General features: G+C 62.1%; 19 protein-coding genes and 2 pseudogenes. 13 read left to right on the forward strand and 8 right to left on the reverse strand.

Annotation, left to right across the window (positions count from 1 at the left end):
* Positions 1 to 9 precede the first annotated feature (9 nt).
* A complete protein-coding gene (locus tag KUV26_RS20985) occupies positions 10 to 918 on the reverse strand; it encodes a LysR family transcriptional regulator (RefSeq protein ID WP_222509864.1) in 909 nt (302 codons plus the stop codon).
* Positions 919 to 1021: 103 nt separating this feature from the next.
* On the opposite strand from KUV26_RS20985, the gene KUV26_RS20990 reads away from it, so the two are divergent.
* Genes KUV26_RS20990 through KUV26_RS21000 form a run of 3 tightly spaced genes read left to right on the forward strand, consistent with a single transcriptional unit; the run spans position 1022 to position 3834 of the window.
* Complete coding sequence (locus KUV26_RS20990; RefSeq protein ID WP_222509865.1) at positions 1022 to 1858, forward strand: hypothetical protein; 837 nt, start codon at positions 1022 to 1024, stop codon at positions 1856 to 1858.
* Between the two features lie 2 nt (positions 1859 to 1860).
* The gene (locus KUV26_RS20995; protein WP_222509866.1) at positions 1861 to 2616 is read left to right on the forward strand and encodes a sulfotransferase family protein; all 756 of its coding nucleotides are present in this window, start codon (positions 1861 to 1863) and stop codon (positions 2614 to 2616) included.
* An 18-nt stretch (positions 2617 to 2634) separates the two neighbouring features.
* Positions 2635 to 3834 carry a Coenzyme F420 hydrogenase/dehydrogenase, beta subunit C-terminal domain gene (locus KUV26_RS21000; protein ID WP_222509867.1) on the forward strand — a complete coding sequence of 400 codons (1200 nt, stop codon included), beginning with the start codon at positions 2635 to 2637 and terminating at the stop codon, positions 3832 to 3834.
* A 74-nt stretch (positions 3835 to 3908) separates the two neighbouring features.
* Here KUV26_RS21000 and KUV26_RS21005 read toward each other — a convergent pair whose 3' ends face one another.
* Positions 3909 to 4952, reverse strand: coding sequence for an alcohol dehydrogenase family protein (locus KUV26_RS21005; protein ID WP_261400029.1), 1044 nt, complete (start codon positions 4950 to 4952; stop codon positions 3909 to 3911).
* A gap of 69 nt (positions 4953 to 5021) precedes the next feature.
* On the opposite strand from KUV26_RS21005, the gene KUV26_RS21010 reads away from it, so the two are divergent.
* The 10 genes and pseudogenes from KUV26_RS21010 to KUV26_RS21055 all read left to right on the forward strand — a co-directional run.
* Complete coding sequence (locus KUV26_RS21010) at positions 5022 to 5540, forward strand: TetR/AcrR family transcriptional regulator (RefSeq protein WP_222509868.1); 519 nt, start codon at positions 5022 to 5024, stop codon at positions 5538 to 5540.
* A 211-nt stretch (positions 5541 to 5751) separates the two neighbouring features.
* On the forward strand, positions 5752 to 6648 hold the full coding sequence (locus KUV26_RS21015; protein WP_222509869.1) for a phosphate/phosphite/phosphonate ABC transporter substrate-binding protein: 897 nt from the start codon (positions 5752 to 5754) through the stop codon (positions 6646 to 6648).
* Between the two features lie 7 nt (positions 6649 to 6655).
* Entirely contained in the window at positions 6656 to 8152 is a 1497-nt protein-coding gene (locus tag KUV26_RS21020) for an ATP-binding protein (RefSeq protein WP_222509870.1), read from the forward strand.
* Positions 8153 to 8314: 162 nt separating this feature from the next.
* Entirely contained in the window at positions 8315 to 9223 is a 909-nt protein-coding gene (locus KUV26_RS21025) for a LysR substrate-binding domain-containing protein (protein WP_222509871.1), read from the forward strand.
* Positions 9224 to 9405: 182 nt separating this feature from the next.
* Positions 9406 to 11364, forward strand: coding sequence for an ABC transporter substrate-binding protein (locus KUV26_RS21030; protein ID WP_261400030.1), 1959 nt, complete (start codon positions 9406 to 9408; stop codon positions 11362 to 11364).
* Between the two features lie 89 nt (positions 11365 to 11453).
* Positions 11454 to 12446 (forward strand): ABC transporter permease, encoded by a 993-nt coding sequence (locus KUV26_RS21035; protein WP_261400031.1) that lies wholly within the window; start codon positions 11454 to 11456, stop codon positions 12444 to 12446.
* Positions 12447 to 12449: 3 nt separating this feature from the next.
* On the forward strand, positions 12450 to 13610 hold the full coding sequence (locus KUV26_RS21040) for an ABC transporter permease (RefSeq protein WP_222509874.1): 1161 nt from the start codon (positions 12450 to 12452) through the stop codon (positions 13608 to 13610).
* 1 nt (position 13611) lies between these two features.
* On the forward strand, positions 13612 to 14622 hold the full coding sequence (locus tag KUV26_RS21045) for an ABC transporter ATP-binding protein (RefSeq protein ID WP_222509875.1): 1011 nt from the start codon (positions 13612 to 13614) through the stop codon (positions 14620 to 14622).
* Positions 14619 to 15722, forward strand: coding sequence for an ABC transporter ATP-binding protein (locus tag KUV26_RS21050; protein ID WP_222509876.1), 1104 nt, complete (start codon positions 14619 to 14621; stop codon positions 15720 to 15722). The genes KUV26_RS21045 and KUV26_RS21050 overlap by 4 nt, the downstream gene beginning before the upstream one ends.
* A gap of 150 nt (positions 15723 to 15872) precedes the next feature.
* Positions 15873 to 16855, forward strand: a pseudogene (locus KUV26_RS21055) (IS3 family transposase); the annotation flags it as partial.
* A 15-nt stretch (positions 16856 to 16870) separates the two neighbouring features.
* Here the strand turns inward: KUV26_RS21055 and KUV26_RS21060 are convergent.
* The 6 genes and pseudogenes from KUV26_RS21060 to KUV26_RS21085 all read right to left on the reverse strand — a co-directional run.
* Positions 16871 to 17089 (reverse strand): annotated as a pseudogene (locus KUV26_RS21060) (putative sulfate exporter family transporter); the annotation flags it as partial.
* A 108-nt stretch (positions 17090 to 17197) separates the two neighbouring features.
* Positions 17198 to 18463, reverse strand: a complete 1266-nt coding sequence (hisD, locus tag KUV26_RS21065; protein WP_222509877.1) for a histidinol dehydrogenase — start codon at positions 18461 to 18463, stop codon at positions 17198 to 17200.
* Positions 18464 to 18467: 4 nt separating this feature from the next.
* Complete coding sequence (locus KUV26_RS21070; protein WP_222509878.1) at positions 18468 to 19169, reverse strand: aspartate/glutamate racemase family protein; 702 nt, start codon at positions 19167 to 19169, stop codon at positions 18468 to 18470.
* Entirely contained in the window at positions 19166 to 20359 is a 1194-nt protein-coding gene (locus tag KUV26_RS21075) for a DegT/DnrJ/EryC1/StrS family aminotransferase (protein WP_315900160.1), read from the reverse strand. Before KUV26_RS21075 ends, KUV26_RS21070 begins: the two co-directional genes overlap by 4 nt.
* A gap of 14 nt (positions 20360 to 20373) precedes the next feature.
* Positions 20374 to 21387: a D-cysteine desulfhydrase gene (locus KUV26_RS21080; protein WP_222509880.1), complete on the reverse strand. Its 1014-nt coding sequence runs from the start codon at positions 21385 to 21387 to the stop codon at positions 20374 to 20376.
* Positions 21296 to 22381 carry a GlxA family transcriptional regulator gene (locus KUV26_RS21085; RefSeq protein WP_222509881.1) on the reverse strand — a complete coding sequence of 362 codons (1086 nt, stop codon included), beginning with the start codon at positions 22379 to 22381 and terminating at the stop codon, positions 21296 to 21298. Before KUV26_RS21085 ends, KUV26_RS21080 begins: the two co-directional genes overlap by 92 nt.
* Positions 22382 to 22384 lie beyond the last annotated feature (3 nt).

The following is a 22384-nucleotide window of genomic DNA, read 5'->3' on the forward strand; positions in this document are numbered from 1 at the left end:
ACGCCGGCCCTAGTCGCGGCCGGCCGGAAAGGCGGCTTCCAGCAGCCCGAGGCAGCGCTGCGCCGCCGGGTTGCTGCGGCCGAACCGGGTGAGCTTTGCATAGAGCCGGGTGTTTCTTGAATGCCAGCTGACCGGCATTTCCACCAGCGAGCCCCTGGAGAGATAGGGATCGGCGAAGCTGCGCCAGCCCAGCCCCAGGCCGGCCCCGGCCGCGGCGGCTTCGAGCAGGTAGACGTAGCTGTCGAATTGCTCTCCGACCTGCCAGCCGCCGAAGCCGGGATGCGCCCGTTGCCAGTCCCGCCAGTTCATCCAGCCGTAGTTGTCCTTGCTCAGTTCCAGAAGCGGCGGCGGGGCACAGGCCCCGTTCAGCGCGCCCTTGGCCTGATCGATCACTTCGGGCGTGCCGACCGGTTTGATTTCCTCTTCGCAGACCACGACATGCGCTTCGGACGGCGGGACCTGGGCATATTCGAACACGATATCAGCGCCAGTATCGATGGCCGACCGGGTGAGGTTGTATTCAGCCGTCAGCAGGCGCAGGTCCGCCTCCGGGCCGAGCGCCTTGCGCAACTGCCCGTGGCGCGGCATCAGCAGAAGATGCGACACCGAATGGGAGCAGACCAGGGTGACCAGGTTTCCGGACCGGGCCAGATCGCGGACTGTGTCCTGCAGCACGTCGAGGCCCTGAACCATACCCGCATAGAATTGCTGGCCCTTTCCAGTCAGGCGGACGGGCGAGCTGTTGCGATCAAAAAGCAGGGTGCCGAAGCGGATTTCAAGGTTGCGGATATGGCGGCTTATGGCGGGTTGCGACGTGTTCAGCTCCTCCGCTGCGCGGGCAAACCCCTGCAGGCGGGCCACCGCTTCGAATGCGGCAAGCGCGTTGAAGGATGGGAGGGTGTATTTCCTGCCAGACATATCATTTCCGATATGATACCATGGACGCAAAAGCAATGGAAAAACGGGTGGAACCGAAAGAAGCTCGGATGCGGAACACCCTTATCGAGCGGCGGATTGCAGCATGGAAGATTACGAAAAACCACGGAAATGGGCGGACCCCAGGGTAAAGCTCTTCCCGCATCAGGTCGGCTTTACCTGCCCGCCGCATGACTTCGATGCGGCCCCTTCGGATTTCCTGCGCATGGCGCCGCGCAGCGTCGGCGTCCACGGCTGGATGCTGCATGTGCCCGATTATGCGCACCGGCTGGACCAGCGGAGAAAGAACTTCGGCATGCTCGAGGATTTTCTTGAATGCATGGCGAACAACGGGGCCGATGTCTGCGCGCAGGTGGGATCGAACTGGGTGCATGCCTCCGGCCTGGGGGTCGAAGGGATCCGCCGGCATTGCGAGATGCTGAGCGACAAATACGAGACCCCGTTCCACATGGCGGGCTATGCAATGGTCGAAGCGCTGCGCGCAAGCAACGTCGAGAAGGTCGCGCTGAATGCCTGCTACCATCCTGACAGCTGGTATAAGGGCACCGTCCATTTCCTGAAGGAAGCCGGGTTCGACGTGGTCTGGGCCGGAAACTTCCACGACCAGGGCTGGTTCGCCTCGCAGCAGGAGGTCGACGACTGCATCTGGTGCTTTGACGAGGAGCTGATCTGGCGATCCTTCGACCGCACCGCCGAGCAAGCGCCCGATGCCGACGCCTACCTGATCAACGGAATGAGCAACTACCGCCGCCCGGCGGACGGGATCGCGCAGCGCCCGGTCCATTACGCCGCGGCGCTGGAGGAGCGCCTGGGCAAGCCGGTCATCGGCCATGACATCGCGCTTTACTGGCGGATTTTCAAAACCCTTGGCCTCGCGCCGGAAACCGGACAGGGCAGCCTGCTCTCCTCACTGAAGGACTGACCATGCACAAGATCGTTGCCCTTTGGGCCATTCCCCGCTCCACCTCCACTGCCTTCGAATGGATGATGCGGCAGCGCGGAGACCTGGACTGCCTGCACGAGCCGTTCGGCGAGGCCTGGTATCAGGGCGAGGACCCGCTTTGGCCGCGGTTCAGGGCGGGCGCGAAGACCACGCCCGGCCTCACCCTGGAAAGCGTCTGGGACGGCATCCGGGAGCGGGCCCGCTGCGGGCCGGTCTTCATCAAGGACTTTCCGCATTACATCAGCCACATGTGGAACCCGGAGTTCCTGTCGCATTTCACCCATGCCTTCCTGATCCGCGATCCGGCCAAGACAATCACCTCGATGCACCATAAGTGGCCCGATTTTGACGAGCTGGAAGTGGGCTTTCCCGAGCAGCGTGCGCTGTTCGACCTGCTGACCGCGCTGAACGGCACGCCGCCGCCGGTGATCGACAGCGACGACCTGCTGGAAAACCCTGCGGAGATGACGCGGGCCTTCTGTGAGGCTGTCGGCATCCCCTTCATCGAAGAAGCGCTGAGCTGGGACGCCGGGGGCGACCCTTCCGCCCACAGCTGGTGGGACGGCGGCTCCTTCCATGCGAACCTCGCAAAATCCACCGGTCTCACGCCGCAAAAGCGCAAATACATCGATCTGCAGGACACGCCGGAGCGGGTGCGCCGGGTGCACCGCCGCATGAAACCGCATTACGACCACCTGCACGGGCACCGCCTCCGTGCAGGACTGGTCCCCTCCTAGCGCGGAAGGAGCAGGGGCATGCGGTCGCCGGGCTCTGTGAAAGAGGTTGTTGAAGCCGGGCTGTGCATCGGTTGCGGGCTGTGCGAGGCGCTGGCGCCCGAGCAATGGAAGATGGGCTACACGCCGCAGGGACGGTTGCGCCCGTCGCGGACCGGATCAGGGTCCGATGACGCGATCCTGCAGGCCTGCCCGGGCGCGGTTGCCCGCGCCAACGGCGAAGCTGCCCCGCTGGCGGATGCGGTCTGGGGCGGCTTTCACCGGATGCAGGAAGCCTGGGCCGGCGATCCGGACACCCGGTTCCGGGCGGCAACCGGCGGTGTCCTGACCGCGCTGGCCGCGCAGCTTCTGCGGTCCGGCGAGGCGCGTTTCATCCTGCATTGCGCCGCCAGCCCGGAAGCGCCGATGCGCAGCAGCTGGTGCATCAGTGAAACGCCCGGCCAGCTGTTGGAGCGCGCGGGGTCGCGCTACGGGCCAAGCGACACGCTGGCCGGGCTGCGCGCGGCGCTGGACCGGGACGTGCCTTTCGCCGTTGTCGCGAAACCCTGCGATGCCGGCGCGCTGCGCGAGCTTGCCAAATCCGACCGGCGGCTGGCCCGGAACCTGGTGGCGGTGCTTGCCATGGTGTGCGGCGGCGCTTCGGATCTGGGCAAATCGCAGGCCGTGCTGGACGAATACGGGCTGTCCGAAGCGGATGTCACGCTGTTCCGCTACCGGGGCCACGGCAATCCGGGGCCGACCCGGATCGAAACGCGCGACGGCCGTGCCTTTGAAAAAACCTATGGCGAGATGTGGGCTGACGAAAGCGGGTGGCGTATCCAGACCCGCTGCAAGATCTGTCCCGACGCCCTGGGCGAAGCCGCGGATATTGCAGCCGCGGACATATGGCCCGGCGCCAGCCCGGAGGGCGAAGACGCGGGGTTCAACGGGGTGATCACGCGGACGGAAGCCGGCGAACGGCTTTTCCGTGCCGCCTGCGAGGCCGGGGGGCTGACCGCCGGCGCTGCGATCACGCCCCGTCAGTTCGACTCCTTTCAGCCGCATCAGGTCCGCAAGAAACAGGCGCTGCTTGCCAGGCTCAGGGGCATGGCCGCAGCAGGGTCGCCGGTGTATGCGCACGAGGGGCTGCGGCTGGAAGCGCTTGACAGCCAGGATGCGCAGGAAGAGGCGGGGACCCTGCTGCGGGTCAGCGGCGGCAGGTTCCGCGAAGATCTTGCCTAGCGGCGGCGAGGCCGCGGGGACCCCGGCTGCACGCGGGCCTTGGCTGCGATCCGGGGCGCGAAGGATCGCAGCCTTCAGGGAACCGCAAGAACGATTTTGCCGGTATGACCCTTTCGGCCGAAGCTTTCCTGTGCCTTGGCAATGTCCGCCAGAGCGTAGGTTTCCGCGACCAGGGGCCTGATGTCGCCGCGTTCGATACGGGCCACCAGATTGGCGAAGACCCCGGGCGCCAGAACCGTGCAGCCGAAGAAGCTGAGATCCTTCAGGTAGAGTGTGCGCACGTCCAGCTCGACCGTGTGGCCGCCGATTGCGCCTGCGACCGCATAGCGCCCGCCCGGGCGCAGCACATCCAGCAAGGCCGGCCATTTCGGGCCTGCCACCAGATCGATCACCGCATCGGCCCGGTCGGCGCCGAGTTCCGCAACCACATCATCCTCACGGCTGAGCGTCCTTGCAGCGCCAAGATCGCGCAGGGCGCCGGCCTTGGCAGGGCTGGTTACCGCGATCACGGTGGCGCCGCGGGCGCGCGCCAGCTGCACGGCGGCCGAGCCCACGCCCCCCGAGGCGCCGGTCACCAGAACCGTTTCGCCGGATTGAACATTCGCCCGGGTGAGCATGTTTTCGGCGGTCGAGTAAGAGCAGGGAAAGGAGGCCAGCTCAGCATCCGTCAGGCTGCTGCTGACAGGGTGGGCATGGCGGCCGGCAACCCGCGCATATTGGGCAAAACCGCCGTCGCACTCGGACCCGAAGTACCAGGGGGTTTCCAGAACCTCCCCGTCCGCTTCGCGGATGCAGGGTTCGATCAGGACGCGTTCCCCGATCCTGCCGGGGTCAACCTCAGCACCGACCGCGGCGATTTCCCCGCAGACGTCCGCGCCCTGGATGCGGGGAAATTCCAACGCCTTGCCGGACCAGCTTGCGTCATCCGCGGCTCCCTCCCCTTTCGAATACCAGGCGGTCCGGGTGTTGATATCGGTGTTGTTCACCGCCGCCGCCCGCACCCGCACGACCACGTCGCGCGGCCCCGGCCGCGGAACAGGCAGGTCATCGCGCCATTCCAGCCTTTCCGGCCCGCCGTGCCCGGTCAGCACCACGCCGCTCATTCTGTCGCTCAGCATATCCATCCGCCTTCTGTAGAATCATCATTCTACTTGCCTTGGTAGAATGATCGTTCTACACAGTCAAGCATGACCGACACCGCCACCAGAATTGCTGCCGGCCTGGAACAGGCCTTTGTCGAGTTCGGCTTTGCCGAACCGGCCGTGGAGACTCTGCGAGAGGCCGCCGGGGTCAGCATGCGCACGCTTTACAAGTACACGCCGTCCCGCGACGACATGGTTCTGAGCGCCTTGGAGCACCGCCACCGCCGCTACTTGGAGCACATCTTCGGGGGGCTGCCGGACACCGGTCCGGGCGCGCTTGCAGAGATTATCAGCCGGATTGCGCAATGGATGGCGCAGGAGGCGCCGCGCGGCTGCCTGTTTCATGCCGCCGTTGCAGCTGCGCCTCAGAACGAGCGCCTTCGGGAATTGCTGAAGCACCACAAGGCCGAAGTCGCGTCCAGGGCGGCCAGGGCCGCCGGCATCGAGGACCGAGAACTGGATCTTTCGCTGATCTTCGAGGGTCTTACTCAAAGCTGGCCGCTGCACGGGGAGGCCGCTGCAAACAGCGCCCGGAGCCTGACGGAAAGCCTGTTCGCAGGCTGAGCGGGGCGCGTTGCTTTCCGGCCTGCGCAACCGGAAAAGTCTCTCAGTTGGAGAAAGATAAAGGAATGATTCAGCTTTTCAGGGTACTCTCAAAGCCTGGGTATCCCCGCAAGAAAAGCTGAGAATTTTAGTCTTTGCCTTCCTGGCCGCGCAGTATGCGGTATTCAATTCCTTGCCTTGTGCTGTCTGCAGAAATGAGAGGAATAGCCCCTTGAACCTCAAGAATGCAGTCCCCTTAGCCATTCTTTGCCTTGGCCTGCTGTTCAGTCATGCTGCCGCGGCCGGCAGCCTGGTCATCGGCACAATCAGCGACGAGTCAGTGAAGGAAACCCGTATTTTCCTGCCCTTTGCCGAATACCTGGCAGCGCAGCTCCAGGAGGAAGGGATCACGGCAGGCGAAGTCAGAATTGCCCGGAACATTGCCCATATGGCGGAATTGCTGAGCAGAGGAGAGGTCGATGTCTTTGTTGACAGCCCTCTTGTCTCGCTTGCGGTCCGGGCAAGATGCGGCAGCCGTTTGGTGGCGCGGAGGTGGAAAAAGGGTGTCGCCGAATACCGGTCTGTCGTCTTTGTCCGCCGGGACAGCGGCATCCAATCGCTGGAAGACCTGAAGGGCAGGGTCATCGCATTTGAAGAGGCATTCTCGTCCAGCGGCTACATCCTGCCGCGGCACTCGATCGCAACCCAGGGCGTGCAATTGGCTGCGATGAGCGGCCCGCGTGCGGAGCGGCCTGCGGATGCCACGGGCTATGTGTTTTCCGGGGACGACGAAAACACCATCGAATGGGTGCTGCGCGGGCTGGTGGACGCCGGTGCCATGTCGCTGAGGGGGCTGAAAAGGCGCGCTGGCGATGACTTCGGCAGCCTCGAAGTGCTGTTGGAAACCGAAAGCATCCCCCGCCATGTGGTCAGCGTGTCCCCTGGAACAACCGCAGCCTTCTCCTCGGCGCTGCAGGCAGCGCTGGTCAGTATGGACCAAGGCAATGAAGGCCGCAAAGTTCTGGAGAGCTTTGAAAGAACCACGAAATTCGATGCCATACCGGACCAGACGCTGGACATGCTGGATGAATTCGAGAAACCGGTGACAGCCCTGATCGGCGGAAATTGAGTTGCCTATGGCGGGCCTCACGACAAAACTGGTGGTCTACACGGTTCTGATCGTCTTTGCGGTTGCAGGAGCGGTTTCGGCCATTTCGATCACCCTGGCCCACCAGGCATCCGTTGCCGCGTACGAGCGACACGCAAACGTTCTGGCAAAGACACTGGGCGAGGCGGTTCTGGAACCGCTGTATGAGCTGAATGTCAAACAGATGCGCCAGCAGGTGAGCTCGGTCCATGCCGGAGAGGGCGCCTTGCGGGTGATGATCCTGGATGCCGGGACCCGTGTCCTGACCGACGGCACCGATGACAACCCGCTGCGGGGCAGGCAGTTCAGCGCACCCTTTCTGCGGCAGGCCCGGGAGAATGCCGAATGGGTCACCCGGCTTGAGGACGGGGTGATCCAGGTTGCCGGCCCGGTGCAGGCCACCGCCGACCGGCGTCTGGGGTATGTGGTGCTTGAGTTCTCCACCGCCCGGCTTGACGCCGAATGGATGCAGCATGTCCGGCTGACCCTGCTTCTGGCCGGTGTCTGTGCCGGTCTTGCGTCCGTTGCCGCTGTCATCATGGCGAATTGGATAACCCGGCCGATCAAGCGGCTGACGGACTTTGCCACCAGCATCCGCCTGGGCAGCACCAAGCGTTCAGTGCCCGAGTGCGGACAGGATGAAGTCGGCCGCCTGGCGGATGCATTCACCGATGTTCTGAACCATTTGGACCGCAGCAATGCGGAGCTGAAGGCGCTGGCGAACTCGCTTGAGCACAAGGTGAAGGAAAGGACGCAGGCCGCTGAAGCGGGGAACAAGGCAAAGTCCGAGTTTCTGGCGACAATGAGCCACGAGATCAGGACCCCGATGAATGCGGTGCTGGGAATGGCCTCCCTGCTGGAGGAAACCAGCCTGGACGAGGAGCAGGCGCTGTATGCCAGGACAATTTCGGAATCCGGCGAAGCGCTGCTGGCTGTCATCAACGGGATTCTGGACTTCTCGAAGATCGAGGCCGGGAAGCTGGAGCTGCGGACCGCGCCGCTTGACCTGGAGGAGCTCCTGAGCGGGGTGGTCCGGATGCTGGCTCCCAATCCGGCGGAAAACCAGGTCGCGCTGCGGCTGGAGTATGATGCCGGGGCGCCTAAGGGGATTCTGGGAGATGAAGGCCGGATCCGGCAGATCATTGTGAACCTGGTCGGCAATGCGCTGAAATTCACCGAAGCCGGGTCGGTGACGGTCAGAGTCACCGGCCGGGTCGCTGACAGAAGGGCGGGGCTGCGGATTGCGGTGACGGATACCGGCGTCGGCATTCCCGAAGACAGTCTGGAGAAAATCTTCACGGCATTTTCACAGGCCAACAGCACCGCGTCCCGGGACTTCGGCGGCACCGGGCTGGGGCTGGCGATCGCTTCCCGTCTCGCGCATCTGATGGGGGGCGGTATTGAGGTCCAGTCCATGCCCGGCAAGGGGTCCACGTTCACCTTCACTTGCGACTTTGCCACCGCTGACGATCTGGTGACGGGGTAATCCCTGTGTGCAATGCCGGCGGCCTTGGCCCGGCGGAGCGGCCTTGCAGGGGCGGGAATAACCCAACAGCGGAACTGAGCTGACCGGCGGCCCGGGCCGCGTGGCTCTTGGATTGCGTTTGCCTTTGTTGCTAGGAAGGCCAGGCAGCAGGTGGAGACAGGCATGAGCGCAAAGATCAGCTTCAAGCAGCTGCAGGCCCTGGAAGCGGTGGCCCGGCTTGGCAGCTTCACACTGGCCGCCAAGGAGCTCGGGGTGTCGCAGCCGACAGTGTCCAATCTCGTCTACTCGCTGGAGCAGCAGTATCAGTGCCGTCTGCTTGACCGGACCGGCACAACGATTTCACCGACCGCGGCGCTGGACGAGGTGAGGGCCGACATCAGGGCGCTTATCGCGTTGGGCAATTCCATTGCCAGCCAGCTCAGCTCCGGCCAGGATTTACTGACCGGCAAGTTTCAGATCGGGTACTCAACTTATCAAATCGCGATGCCGCCGATTGCGGAGTTTGTCCGGGCCCATCCCGGCGTTGATGTTACCGCCCGTGCCTTGGCCTCGCATGATCTGCTGCCGCTGCTGTATGCGGGGGACTTCGATGTGGGGTTCGTCACGGCAAAAGAGCTGCCCCCGGACCTGGAGGGGATAAAGATCGCGGAAACCCGGATCGGGCTGGTGGTGCCGGATGCACACCCGCTGGCCAAGGCCGGTACGGCGGCCTGGGAGGACGCGGCAAATCTGAAACTGATCCAGCGCGAACCGTCGTCGTCCACCCGTCAGATTTTCGAAGCGGCAGCGCGGCTGGCGCAAACCTCGCTGACAACTATCCTGGGCCTTGGGTCCTGGGGGTCGATCCGCACGCTGGTGAAATCCGGTGCCGGTATCGGCGTTGCCTTTGCGCAGGAATGCCAGGACGAGCCGGGCGTCAGCTTTGTGCCGATCAAGGACAACAATCTGACGGCGCATCATTGTCTGGCCTGCCTTCCCGCCATGCGCGGGACGGCGGCGGTGGACAGGTTCTTCCGGATCGCGGATGGGCTGCGCGATTGTGACGCTTTGTTGTCATCGGCCAAGCCATAGCTTTTTTCTATTCCGGTAAATCCATCATAAATTTGTTAACTTGAGCCTCTACCGCTCCCGGCGTCACATCAAACGCTGGGATGGCCATGAAACTCCGTTGCTCTCTTCTTTCCTTCACCGCGCTGGCTGCATTGGGCGCGCCTGCGCTGGCAAACTGCCCTGCCGCAACCGTTGCTGATCCAATGGGCCTGAAGCCCGTCTTCCCGCAGCAGCTGGAACTGACGGAATTGCAGGAGGCCGCATCCTGCGAGATGGCGTTCGCGCAAAACCCGGCGATTGCCGATCTGAACGCCCGCATCCTTGGCAACAGCGTACTGCCTGCCGTGGCGGATCGCCTGCCGGCCGAGCCGCTGGTGGTGATGCCATATGACACGATCGGCCAGTACGGCGGCATCATCACCGGCCTGTCCAAGGGCACTGAATCCGGAACCTCCGACCTGCTGTCGGTGCGCCACGTGAACTTTGTCCGTTACGCCGACGATCTGCAGACCGTTGTGCCGAACATCGCCAAGAGCTGGTCCTGGAACGGGGATTACACGCAGCTGACCATCTCCCTTCGCGAGGGCCACAAGTGGTCGGACGGAAAAGCCTTTACCGCCGAGGACGTTGTCTTCTGGATGGACGACATCATCTACAACGCCGACATTTATGACAAAACCCCGGACCGCTGGCTGTTTGCCGGAGAAAAGGCCGTGGTGGAAGCGCTGGATGCCACCACCGTCAGGTTCACCTTCCCGGTGCCGACCCCGGGCATCCTGAACCGATTTGCCGTGGATTACGGCCAGCCGTTCCAGCCCAAGCATTTCCTGGGCCAGTTCATGCCCAAACACAATGAAAACGCCGAAGCGCTGGCGCAGGAATACGGCTTTGAGAACGCAGCTGCCGCAGTTGATTTCTATTACGGCGGATCAGACTGGAAAGACGTTCCCAGTCCATTGCTGAAAGACGCCGAGAAAGCCGCCAAGATCGGCCGTGCCGTGGTGCCGACGCTGGAAAGCCACATCGTTGTCGAGGAAACCTCAGAGGGCCGGAAGCTGGTGGCTAATCCCTATTTCCACCAGGTCGACACGGCGGGCAACCAGCTGCCCTATATCAACGAAATCGTCGAAAGCTATGTGGGCGACAAAGAGGTTCAGAACCTCAAGATCATGAACGGCGAAGTGGTCTGGAAACAGCAGGCCGTGTTCCTGGAGGATTTCCCCCTGCTGAAGGAGAACGAAGAGAAGGGCGGCTACACCATTAACTTCGCCCCCACCTTCGGCGAAAATGTCTTCTACTCCTTCAACCGCACCCACCAGGATGAGGTCCTGCGGCAAATCTTCTCGGACGTCCGCTTCAACCGCGCGATGTCGCTGGCGATGAACCGGGACGAGATCAACGAGATCGTCTACCTGGGCCAGGGCAAGCCGATGCAGGGCGTGCCGGCCGAGCCCAAGACCGTTTCCTTCGTCTCTGACGGCGTGCTGAACCGTGACGTCGGCTATGATCCTGAAGCCGCCAAGGCCCTGCTGGCAGGGATGGGCCTGAAGGACAGCGATGGCGACGGCACCCTGGAGCGCCCGGACGGCAAGCCGCTGGTTGTGCGGCTGGTCTATTCCTCGCAGGGCGCGCCGGTGAAAATGCAGGAACTGGTCCGCGATTACTGGTCAGCCGTGGGCGTGCGGGTCGACCTGAAAGAGGTGACCTCGGACGAGTACCGCGCGGCAGGCAACAACAACGACCTGGACCTGACCGTCTGGAAATACGACGGCAATGCCGGCCCGACCATCAGCCAGGACGTGACCGCGTTCGTGCCGCCCTTCGGCGATTTCTTCAACCCGGGAACAGGGTTCGGCTGGGCCGCATGGAAGACCAGCGGCGGATCGGAAGGCATCGAGCCGCCGGCCGATATCAAGAAGCTGTGGGACCTCAGCGAGCGGTTCATCCAGGTCGAAATGGGCACGGATGCCAGCAACAAGCTGGGTGAGGAGATCGTCAGGATCCACACCGACAACATGCTGAAGATCGGCACTATCGGCGACATTGTGGCGCCCTTCCTGTACCGTAACGACCTGCAGAACGTGAAGCCGATCAAGTCGAAGACCTACGACTTCTACTGGACCTACCCCTACCGCCCCGCGCAGTGGTGGCTGGAGCAGTAATCCGCCCTCAGACCCGACAACACACCGGGGCGCAGCTGGCCTGCGCTCCGGCCTCAGTCCTCTTGCGGGCTGACTTAGGAGATACCGCTTTGCTCAGATTCACTCTGGAACGATTTGCGGGAATGGTTGTCACGATGCTGCTGGTATCGGTGATGGTCTTCCTGATCATGGAAATACCGCCTGGGGACTATGCGGACCGCTACGCTTTCCGGAAGTACTCCGGAACCGGGGTGAATGTGACCGAGGCGGATATCGAAGCGATCCGGCGCGATCTGGGTTTGGATCAGCCGATGCTGCTGCGCTATTTCGACTGGATCGGCGGCATCGTGTTGCGCGGCGATTTCGGGCAGGCGTTTGCTTTTGAAACCTCCGTCGCCAAGGTGATCGGCGATAAGGTCTGGCTGACCGCAGGCATCCTGTTTGCGACCCTGCTGCTTACCTATCTGGTGTCGATACCCGTGGGCATCTACGCCGCCGTGCGCCGCGGCTCGGCGGTGGATTATGGCCTCACGGTGTTTTCCTACCTGGGCCTGGCGCTGCCGAATTTCCTGCTGGCGCTGGTGATGCTCTACTTCGCCAACCGCTGGTTCGGCGCCGATATCGGCGGGCTGTTCTCGGACCAGTACCGCGACGCGCCCTGGTCGCTGGCCAAGGCATGGGACATGGCAAAGCACCTGTGGCTGTCTGCGGTGGTGCTGGCCTGGTCGGCGGTGGCCTACCAGATCCAGACGGTGCGGGCGACGATGTCGGACGAGCTGAACAAGCTTTCGGTCACGGCAGCCCGGGCGCGCGGGGTGCCGGAGTTGAAACTGCTCGTCAAATACCCGGCCCGGCTGGCGATCAACCCGGTGGTGTCCACCATCGGCTTTGACGTGAACCGCATTTTCTCGGAGCTGCCGATTGTGGCGGTGGTGCTGGGGCTGACCGAGTTGGGGGAGTTGCTGCTCAAGGCTTACCTCGACCTCGACATGAACGTGGCTGGTGCGATCCTGCTGCTGCTGACCTTTGCCATCGTGTTCATGAACTTCCTGTCCGACCTGCTGCTGGGCTGGCTGGATCCGCGTATCAAACTGGGGGTTTGAGCGATGAGTGACGCAACCCATCTGACGGGTGACCTGACGGTAGCCGGGGCCTGCGAGCATGAGGCCCGGCTGAAGTACTATTCCGCCTCGCAATGGACGCTGATCTGGTGGCGCTTCCGCCGCCACCGCGCCGCGATGGTTGCTGCCGCGCTGCTGGGGGTGATGGCGCTGGCCGGGATCTTTGCCGAGTTCGTAGCGCCCTACGGGCCGGTGACGCGGGACACGCAGTATATCGAAGGTGCGCCGCAAATACCGAAATTCTGCGATGCGGCCGGCTGTTCGTTCGTGCCCTTCATCAACGGCACCAAAACCGAGCGCGACCCGGTGACGCTGCGTGCGATTTCGGTGCCGGACCCGGAGGTGCGCCATTACGTGCAGTTTTACGTGAAGGGCGAGATGGTCAAGCTGCTGGGCTTTATCCCGATTGACCGGCACCTGATCGGCCTCCGCCCGGAATCCGGCCAGAAAATCCATTTCTGGGGCACAGATGATCTGGGACGGGACGTGTTCAGCCGCACGATCTATGCTACCCGCACGTCGCTTTCGATCGGCGTGCTGGGAGTGCTGATCTCCTTTGTGCTTGCGCTGATCATCGGCGGTGCGGCCGGCTACTTGGGCGGCATGACCGACAACGTGATCCAGCGGGCGACCGAAGTGATCCGGGTGGTGCCGATCATTCCGCTGTACATGGGGCTGGCGGCGGCGATGCCCAAGGAATGGTCGACGACGCAGGTCTACTTTGCGATGACACTGATCCTGGGCCTTTTCGGCTGGCCGACACTGGCGCGGCGCATCCGTTCGCAGCTGCTGTCGATCCGCAATGAGGATTACGTGATCGCGGCACGGCTGGCCGGTGCCCGGCCGGGACGGATCATCGCACAGCACATGCTGCCGGGCTTTACCAGCTTCATCATTGTCGATCTGGTGATCTCCTTTCCTTACATGATCCTGTCGGAAACCGCGCTGAGCTTTGTCGGCCTGGGCCTGCGGCCGCCGTCGGTGTCCTGGGGCGTGCTGCTGCAGCAGGCGCAATCCGTGCGCGCGATCGAGCAGACGCCGTGGCTGTTCATCCCTGCAGTTTTTGTCGTGGTGGCGGTTCTGGCCTTCACCGTGATCGGTGACGGGCTGCGCGATGCGGCAGACCCCTATGCGGAGGCAAGCTGACATGTCCAAGATGCTGAGTGTTGAGAACCTGTCGATTTCCTTTCGCACCGACGAAGGTGTGATCACTCCGGTGAAGGGCGTCAGCTTCACGGTCGAAAAAGGCCGGACGCTGGGGCTGGTCGGAGAGTCAGGCTCGGGCAAATCGATCTCCACCAAGGCTCTAATGCAGCTGTTGCCGGGAACAGCCCGTTTGGGGGCGGCCAGCAGGATGATCTACACCGCCAAGGACGGGCAGCAGATCTCCCTGGGCAACCTGAGGCACGGCAGCAAGGAGCTGCGGCGCATCCGGGGCGGAGAGATCGGGATGATATTCCAGGAGCCGATGGCCAGCTTCTCGCCGGTCTACACCATCGGCAACCAGATGATGGAAGCCATCATGCTGCACCGCGGCCTGAAAAAGCGCGAGGCACGGCAGTTTGCCATCGGGATGCTGAACAAGGTCGGCATTTCCAATGCCGCGGCGCGGGTGGACCAGTACCCGCATGAACTGTCGGGCGGTATGCGCCAGCGGGCGATGATCGCGCTGACCCTGTCCGCAGGCCCGGCGCTGCTGATCGCCGATGAGCCGACCACGGCGCTGGACGTGACCATCCAGGCGCAGGTACTGGATCTGATGCGGGATTTGCAGCGGGAGCTGGGAATGGGGATGATCTTCATCACCCATGACCTGGGTGTGATTGCGCAGATTGCGGACGACGTGGCGGTGATGTACCTGGGCACAATTGTCGAGCGCGGCCCCGCCAAGGAGGTGATCCGCAACCCGCAGCACCCCTATACCCAGGGGCTGCTGGACGCGATCCCCAGTCTGGATCATCTGCACGACCGCCTGAAGCCGGTGCCCGGCGACATTCCGAGCCCCACGGCACGCCCCGGTGGCTGCCCTTTCCACACCCGCTGCACCCAGGCCATCGCGGGCACCTGTGAAGTGCATGAGCCGCCGGAAACCTCGGCAATTCCAGGCTGCGCGGTGCGCTGCTGGCTGCACACCAGCCAGGGACGGAGCGCAGCATGAGCAAGCACAAGGACACGCTGATCGAAGTCAGGGACCTGTCAGTTCATTTCCCGATCAAAACCCGAAAGCTGTTCAAGACCGAAGTGCAGATGCTGCGTGCGGTGGACGGGGTGAGCTTTGACATCAAGCGGGGCGAGACGGTGGGCCTTGTGGGCGAATCCGGTTCCGGCAAGACCACCGTGGGCCGCGCCATCCTGCGTGCCATCGACCCGACGGACGGCGAGGTGATTTTTCACCGCAAGAAAAAGGGCGGCATCGACCTGGCGCATGCCTCGGAGGCCGAGTTGCGCAAGGTCCGGTCCAAGTTGAACATGGCTTTTGGTGAAAGCGGCGGCGGCATCAAGGTGCATAACCTGGCCGACGACCTGCTGCGGGCCTTCCGTCCGGAGATGAGCCTGGTGTTCCAGGATCCCTATTCGTCGCTGAACCCGCGGATGACGGTGCGCGATATCATTGCCGAGCCGCTGATCGCCTCCGGTAAATACAAGAACCGCGAGAAGGTCGACGCCCGGGTGCGTGAGATTGCCGCCCGCTGCAAGCTGAACCTGGAGCACCTGCGCCGCTTTCCGCATGCGTTTTCCGGCGGCCAGCGGCAGCGGATCTGCATTGCGCGGGCGCTGGTCAGCAAACCGAAGTTCGTGGTCTGCGACGAAAGCGTTTCGGCGCTGGACGTTTCCATTCAGGCCGAGATCGTGAATCTGCTGAAGGATCTGCAGGAGGAAACGGGCGTTTCCTTCCTGTTCATCGCCCATGACCTGAGTGTTGTCGCGCAGATGTCGCACCGGGTGGCGGTGCTGTATGTCGGCAAGTTGGTGGAATATGCGCCGACAGAGAAGCTCTTCTTCGCGCCCAAGCATCCCTATACCCATGCGCTGCTCAGTGCGATCCCGTCGGCTGACCCCGATGCCGGATTCGATCCGATCCGGCTGCAGGGGGAAATCCCGAACCCGCTGGCGGCGCCCTCCGGCTGCCGCTTCCATACCCGGTGCCCGTTTGCCAGGGACCGCTGCAGCGCTGAGCAGCCGGAATGGCGCGAGATTGAGCCGGATCACTTTGTCGCGTGCCACTACGCCAAGGAGTTCAATTTCAGTAGAAGCTGAAAGGGGCAGAGGTCTGCGATGCAAAAGGAGGTGCGCTGGACCGCACCAATTTTTGCAGTGGCTGCGTATGATCGGCGCTGCTCTCTGACGTGCTCCCCTGAAAAGTCCGCGATTTGAAGTTAGCCTGTTCTCCAAGCGAGGAGACAGACGATGCGGAAAAGCCGTTTCAGCGAAGAGCAGATCATTGGCATCCTGAAGGAGCACCAAGCCGGAATGGGGGCGAAGGAACTGTGCCGGAAGCACGGCATCAGCGATGGCACTTTCTACAAATGGCGTTCGAAGTATGGCCGCATGGATGTGTCCGAGGCCAAGAGGCTGAAGGCTCTGGAGATCGAGAACGCCAAGCTCAAGAAGATGTTGGCCGAGCACATGCTTGATGTGGCCACGCTGAAGGAAATGCTGGGAAAAAACTTTTGAAGCCCGGTGCAAGGCGGAGAGCCGTGGACTGGGCCATGACAGAGAAGAACTACAACCAGCGGCGGGCCTGTGCCCTGGCCGGGATCGATCCGCGCGTCTATCGGCGTGGATCAACCAGGCCTGCGGACGCCGAGTTGCGAGAGAGGCTGAAGGAGCTGTCCAGCGAACGGCGGCGCTTCGGCTATCGTCGGCTGCACCTGCTGCTCGGCCGCGAGGGCTGGAAGGTGAACTGGAAGAAGCTCTACCGGATCTTCCGCGAAGAGGGGCTGAGCGTGCGCAAGCGCGGCGGGCGGAAACGCGCCATCGGGACGCGTGCGCCCATGGCGATCCCGCAAGGGCCGAACCAGAGATGGTCGCTGGACTTCGTCTCGGACAGCCTGCCCGATGGCCGCCGATTCCGGGTGCTATGCGTCATAGATGACTTCAGCCGGGAATGCCTGGCCGCGGTCGTGGACACCTCACTCTCCGGTCAGCGGGTTGCCCGTGAGCTCGATAATATCGCCCGAACGCGTGGCTATCCCTGCATGGTGGTCAGCGATAATGGGACCGAACTGACGTCGAATGCCATTCTGAAATGGCAGGAAGACCGGAAGGTCGAGTGGCACTACATCGCGCCAGGCAAGCCCATGCAGAACGGCTTTGTCGAAAGCTTCAACGGCCGCCTCCGGGACGAGTGCCTGAACGAGCACTTGTTCGCCAACCTGCGCTACGCCAAAACGCAACACGCTGCGCACGGTGAAGTCGATGCCTGCGCGACAAGTCTCTTCCGCGCTGAGAAACTGCAGCGCGATGCCGAGGAGCAGTGCCATCAGCATTGCAGGCGCGCCATAGTGTCCCGAAGTAAACTGCGCGGCGACGGCCACGACAATAGACACCAGAACACCCCGCGCACGGGACCGTAGGACCTGTACCGGATCGATACTTCCAAATTGGACAACCGGCTGGTACATATTCGTTTTTCCGGTTTCCTGGTGGCAATGAAGGACTGTTCGGCGACGTCGTTTCAGATTGACGTCCCCGTTTTCGAGATTCGCTGGCCTGGAAGGCGCGCGAGGGTGTTAGCTCAGACGCAGTTCCGCCGCCCGGGCATGACCCTCCATGCCTTCCATCCGGCTGATCCGCGCTGTGCGCAGCGCCAGTTCATGAGACGCTGCTGCATTGCTGCGTTGCCAGGTGACGGTCTTGGTAAACTTGTGCACCGACAAGCCGCCAGTATAGCGTGCCGCGCCACTGGTGGGCAGGACATGGTTCGGGCCGGAGGTCTTGTCACCGAAGGACACCGTGGTTTCTTTGCCCAGAAACAGCGAGCCATAAGCGGACAGACGGTCCAGCCACCAATCGAGATCTTCGGCTTGGACCTGCAGGTGCTCGGGAGCGTAGCGGTCACTGACTTGGGCTGCTTCTTGACGGCTGTCGCAATGGATGACTTCGGCGCGATCTGCCCAGGCCTGGCGAGCAGCCGACTGGTTGGGCTCCGGCAGCTGGCTGATCAGGCCCTCCGCACGGGCCATGACACCTTCGGCAAGGTTCCGGCAGGTTGTGACCAGCCAGACGGGGCTGTCGGCACCGTGTTCCGCCTGGCTGACCAGATCCCAGGCAACCGTTTCGACCTCAGCGGTATGGTCGGCAATGACGAGCGAGTCCGTCGGCCCGGCGAACATGTCGATCCCCACTTCTCCAAACAGCATCCGCTTGGCCTCGGCGACATACGAGTTGCCCGGGCCGACCAGAATATCGGCGGGTTTGGCCCCAAACAGGCCCTCGGCCATGGCGGCAATGGCCTGTATCCCTCCCAAGTTGAGGATCAGATCCGCACCGCACAGATCCATCGCATAGATGATCGCATCCGGTATGCCGGTTTCCGGCCGGGTTGGCGAAACTGCCGTAATATGTTTGACTCCGGCCACTTTGGCGGTGGTGATCGTCATCAGAGCGCTGGCAATATGGCTGTAGCGGCCGCCAGGCACATAACAGCCGGCGCTGGAGACCGGTATCTGCTTCTGGCCTGCGATAAGGCCCGGAATGACTTCAATCTCGCACTCCGCCATCGTCGCTTTCTGGGCTTCAGCAAAACGGCGGATATTGGCATGCGCGAACTGAATATCGTCCTTCAGCTCCTGCGAGACGCGAGCACAGGCGGCCGCCCGGTTTTCGTCGGACAGCACGATGTCGCCAGTCCAGCCGTCCAATTGTTCTGCATAGCGCCTAACGGCCTCTTCGCCCTCACGTTCGATGTTGGCTAGCATGACAGAGACAAGGTCTCGAATGTCGCTGTTTTCCGCCTCAGGCCGCGGGGCGGCCTTTTTCAGGTAGGTAATTGCCATTGGATCAGCTCGCTTCGTTGGTGATGTGGCTGTGAATTGCAGAGGCCAGAACATCGACAGTGTCGATGAAAGGCACTTCCGCGATCAAATCATGAGACATCAGGGAAAATTCGGAGCAGGCGATGAACAGCATGTCCGCGCCTTTCCGGGTCAGTTCGGCTGCCGCGTCCGCCAGAATGCTCCGCGCTTCCGGCACCGGGCCTGCCGCCTTGACCATCTTGATGGCAATCAGCATCTTATCGATATCTTCGGGCCAAAGCGCTGAAAATTTGTCGGTTTTCAACGCATCCTCAAAAACACGCGAGAAATAGACGGCGGGAGAGGCTAGGATGCCGATCTTGCTCTTTGGACTTAAGCGGCGTGCGGCGGCGCCGACAGAGAGTGTCACCATATTGAGCAAGGGCACTGTAGTCTTAACGGAAATGTAAGGCACATAGTGATGGGCCGTGTTGCAAGGCATGGCCAGCGCAGTAGCCCCCGCATCTTCCAGCCTCTGAGCCATTTCGGCCAGAACAGGGCCGGGGCTTTCACCTCGTTTCTCAATCAGATGCGCAATCCGCGAGGGAACCTGCGGGTTCATGTCAATCAACAGCGGCAGGTGGTCCGCGTCATCATGCGCATCGACTTTCTTCAGCAGTCGCTGTTGCAGAAGAATGGTGGCTTCCGGCCCCATGCCGCCTAAGATTCCAACGACGCGGCGCGTCATGACGTTACCTCATCCACCGCTTCGCAGATCAGCTCGGAAATGAAGGCGCAGTCACCTGTGCTGAAGGTCAACGGCAAGCGCATATCAAACAGCGTGGCCAGCACACTGTCGGTGCGCGGTAAGAGCTGGGCGTCCATATAGCGCCAGCTTTGGTGGGCCGAAGTGAAGCCAACAGGCTCAGATCCTCCAAACCACTTCAACTCGACACCGCGCTTTGCTGCAGCGGCCAGCAAGGCTTGGCATTGCGCAGCGCCGAAACCCGGCAGGCGGAACTGGATTGACGACCCCACCGGTGTTTCCGCAGCAGGGCGCGCAATGGTTTTGATCCGGTCTGAAATTGCAAGACCTTGATCGGTAGCGGCATAGAGCGCGTTCCAGGCGCTTATGCTTTCTTCGATCCGGGCCAGTTGCGGGCGCAGAATAGCCGCGCGAAGGGCATCCATCCGGGCGGAACAGTTTGGCATCTGATAGCGGGCTTCAGCAAATGTCCCAGGTACAGGACCAGCGCCGTGACGCTCATACAGCATGTAGCTGCCCGACAAGATCGTCGCACGAGCGGCGATCCCGGCGTCATCAGTGGTCAGAAACCCGCCTTCGCCCGAGTTCATGTGTTTGTATGTCTGTGTCGAGAAACAAGCGGCCTTCCCGAAGTTCCCCGACCGTTTCCCGTTCCAGCGCGCCCCCATCGTGTGGGCACAATCCTCGATCACCGTGATCCCGGCACTGTCGCAGATACGCATGAGGGCTTCCATGTCGCACAGGTGACCGCGCATATGGGACAGCAATAGAAAACGCGCACTGGTCCGGGCAATCTTTCGTTCAAGGTCTCCGAGGTCCAGACGCAGGTTTTCGTTGATTTCCACGAGTGCGGCTCGGCCGCTGACAGCGGCGATGGCACCCGGCACCGGGGCTAGCGTGAAGGCATTGGTCAGAACAACATCACCCGGTTCAACGCCGCAGGCGCGCATGGCGATCTGCAAGGCCTGGCCGCCCGAGGTGACCGCGAGGCAATAAGAGCTGCCTTGCCAGTCGCGGTATTCGGCCTCCAGTGCCGCCACGTCGCCGGTTTCACCCGGCAACAGATTGTAGCGGTGCAGCCGGCCGCTTTCCAGTACGGACATCGCGGCCTGCATCGCCTCAGCAGGCAAAGCTGCCTGCTGCGTAAAAGCTCCGGTGAATTTGCGGGCCACGATGTCCCCCATGACTACAGGTTGACCCAACGGTTTGCGTGATCAAAGGCGAAGTCATACCCGCCCAGAGCTGCTGCGCCGCCGGTATGCAGGAACACCACTCGCTCGTCTTTGAACACCCCCTTGCGGGCCAGATCGATCAGCCCGGCCGCACCCTTGGCAGAATAGCAGGGGTCAAGCAGGATGCCCTCAAGCTCGGCAAACATTCGAATTGCTTCGATGCCGCTGTCGGTTGGCAGGCCATAACCCTCACCGACGTAGTCGGTGTTGGCCATCACGTCTTCGCGCTTGACTACGCCTTGGCAACCCAGTTTTTCAGCGGTCTTGCAGGCGAGGTCATAGACCATCTGTTCCTGTTTCGGCTGGGGCGCCCGTGTTCCGATGCCCAGCACGGGGATTTGGCTGTTCATGGCACACATGCCGGTTACAAGCCCTGCCTGGGTGCCAGACGATCCGGTCGCATGCACGACCCGGTCGATTTTCAATCCGGCATCATTGGCTTGGGACAGCAGCTCAAATGCGCAATTCACGTAGCCAAGAGCACCGGTCGGATTGGATCCGCCGCCGGGAATAACATAGACCTTATGGCCCTTGGCACGCATTTTTTCGGCTGCGCGTTCCATCTCGGCGGGCATGTCGTGGCCTCCGGGGAACTTTTCGGTCGTGGCGCCATGCAAGTGGTCCAGCAGCACGTTTCCGTTGGAGTTATAGTTGCCGTCCTGGTACCCGGTCCGGTCCTCCAGCAGGATATGGCATTTCAGCCCCAGCTTTGCGGCAAATGCAGCTGTCTGGCGGCCGTGATTGGTTTGGGTCGCACCTTGCGTCATCACCATATCCGCACCTTGTTCCAGAGCCTCGGCCATCAGGAATTCAAGCTTGCGGGTCTTGTTGCCGCCAGTCGACATACCGGTGCAGTCGTCACGTTTGATCCAGAGATCAACCCCCAGCTCCTTGGACAAGCGTTTCATGGGCTCCAGCGGTGTGGACAAATGAGCGAGGTGCACCCGGGGAAAGCGGGAGAGATGCATGGCATGATCCTTGATTTTCAGAGGTAAGTTGATGCCGGTACGGGCCTACAGACAGTTGAACCCGCCGCTTGGAAGGGGAAATCCCGAATTCCAGGATGTATCTTTTTGCGAAGCTCGATGGGCTTCCAAAACCGCAGGCCACGGAAATTTCGGTAATGGGCAATACGGTCTGTTCAACCAGAGCTTTCGCGCGGCGTAAGCGCAAAAACCTATAATATGATGCAGGACTCCGGCCAATTAGAGCTTTGAACTTGCGTTCCATCTGACGAACGGAAAAACCTGCAATTTCCGCCAGTTCTGCTATCGAGAGGGGGGTCTCGAGTGCGTTTTCCATGGCGGCGATGATGGGTTCGAGTTTGCCGTGGCGCAGGGACATCACATCATTTTCGCTGCGCGGCTGACTGGCCGCGCCATCACGAATGTCGCCTATCAAAAGCACATGTGCGACAGATTGGGCCAGGTACAGCGAATGCGGTGCCACGATCCGCGTCAACACTAAATCCGCTGTTGACGCCATGCCGGCCCCCGTCGCGACTTGCGCTTTCTGAGTAAACAAGGGCAAACGGCTCTCGGTCGAGCTTCCTGCGTCCCTGTCCACCTGCAGGTTTTCCCAATGGGTGGTAATGTGATCTGTATCGGGATGCAGGCATTTCCACTCGGCTGCAGCGTCGGACAGCAGTGTGAGTCCGACTCCCATGCGCTCCATCAAGGACAAACGTCCTTTGAGGCCACGGAAGGCCGAGCGAATGCCCGCCCCGCCCAAGACCAGAAGATGGTCTGGCAGGGCGGTGCAGCCGGTCTGGAATGGGACGGCACGCACCAAGCTGCCCCCCAATCCTTCAACCAGCCTGTCATCCTGTGCCGTGCAAACCTGATGTTCAAAGCGGACACCGGACCCAAGCCGTGTGGCGATGCGCAGAACATCAACCACCAACGCCAGCTCGGTCGGGACAAAACCTTGCTCTGCCAGGATTGTGACACGGACGGCCTTCATGAC

It is taken from the genome of Leisingera daeponensis (genome assembly GCF_019801465.1).
Classification (GTDB): domain Bacteria; phylum Pseudomonadota; class Alphaproteobacteria; order Rhodobacterales; family Rhodobacteraceae; genus Leisingera; species Leisingera daeponensis_A.

Bases quoted from the DNA above. Each gene is read 5' to 3' on its own strand.
- KUV26_RS20985 (WP_222509864.1), bottom strand. From the start codon at position 918: ATGTCTGGCAGGAAATACACCCTCCCATCCTTCAACGCGCTTGCCGCA.
- KUV26_RS20990 (WP_222509865.1), top strand. From the start codon at position 1,022: ATGGAAGATTACGAAAAACCACGGAAATGGGCGGACCCCAGGGTAAAG.
- KUV26_RS20995 (WP_222509866.1), top strand. From the start codon at position 1,861: ATGCACAAGATCGTTGCCCTTTGGGCCATTCCCCGCTCCACCTCCACT.
- KUV26_RS21000 (WP_222509867.1), top strand. From the start codon at position 2,635: ATGCGGTCGCCGGGCTCTGTGAAAGAGGTTGTTGAAGCCGGGCTGTGC.
- KUV26_RS21005 (WP_261400029.1), bottom strand. From the start codon at position 4,952: ATGCTGAGCGACAGAATGAGCGGCGTGGTGCTGACCGGGCACGGCGGG.
- KUV26_RS21010 (WP_222509868.1), top strand. From the start codon at position 5,022: ATGACCGACACCGCCACCAGAATTGCTGCCGGCCTGGAACAGGCCTTT.
- KUV26_RS21020 (WP_222509870.1), top strand. From the start codon at position 6,656: ATGGCGGGCCTCACGACAAAACTGGTGGTCTACACGGTTCTGATCGTC.
- KUV26_RS21025 (WP_222509871.1), top strand. From the start codon at position 8,315: ATGAGCGCAAAGATCAGCTTCAAGCAGCTGCAGGCCCTGGAAGCGGTG.
- KUV26_RS21030 (WP_261400030.1), top strand. From the start codon at position 9,406: ATGGGCCTGAAGCCCGTCTTCCCGCAGCAGCTGGAACTGACGGAATTG.
- KUV26_RS21040 (WP_222509874.1), top strand. From the start codon at position 12,450: ATGAGTGACGCAACCCATCTGACGGGTGACCTGACGGTAGCCGGGGCC.
- KUV26_RS21045 (WP_222509875.1), top strand. From the start codon at position 13,612: ATGTCCAAGATGCTGAGTGTTGAGAACCTGTCGATTTCCTTTCGCACC.
- KUV26_RS21050 (WP_222509876.1), top strand. From the start codon at position 14,619: ATGAGCAAGCACAAGGACACGCTGATCGAAGTCAGGGACCTGTCAGTT.
- hisD (WP_222509877.1), bottom strand. From the start codon at position 18,463: ATGGCAATTACCTACCTGAAAAAGGCCGCCCCGCGGCCTGAGGCGGAA.
- KUV26_RS21070 (WP_222509878.1), bottom strand. From the start codon at position 19,169: ATGACGCGCCGCGTCGTTGGAATCTTAGGCGGCATGGGGCCGGAAGCC.
- KUV26_RS21080 (WP_222509880.1), bottom strand. From the start codon at position 21,387: ATGCATCTCTCCCGCTTTCCCCGGGTGCACCTCGCTCATTTGTCCACA.
- KUV26_RS21085 (WP_222509881.1), bottom strand. From the start codon at position 22,381: ATGAAGGCCGTCCGTGTCACAATCCTGGCAGAGCAAGGTTTTGTCCCG.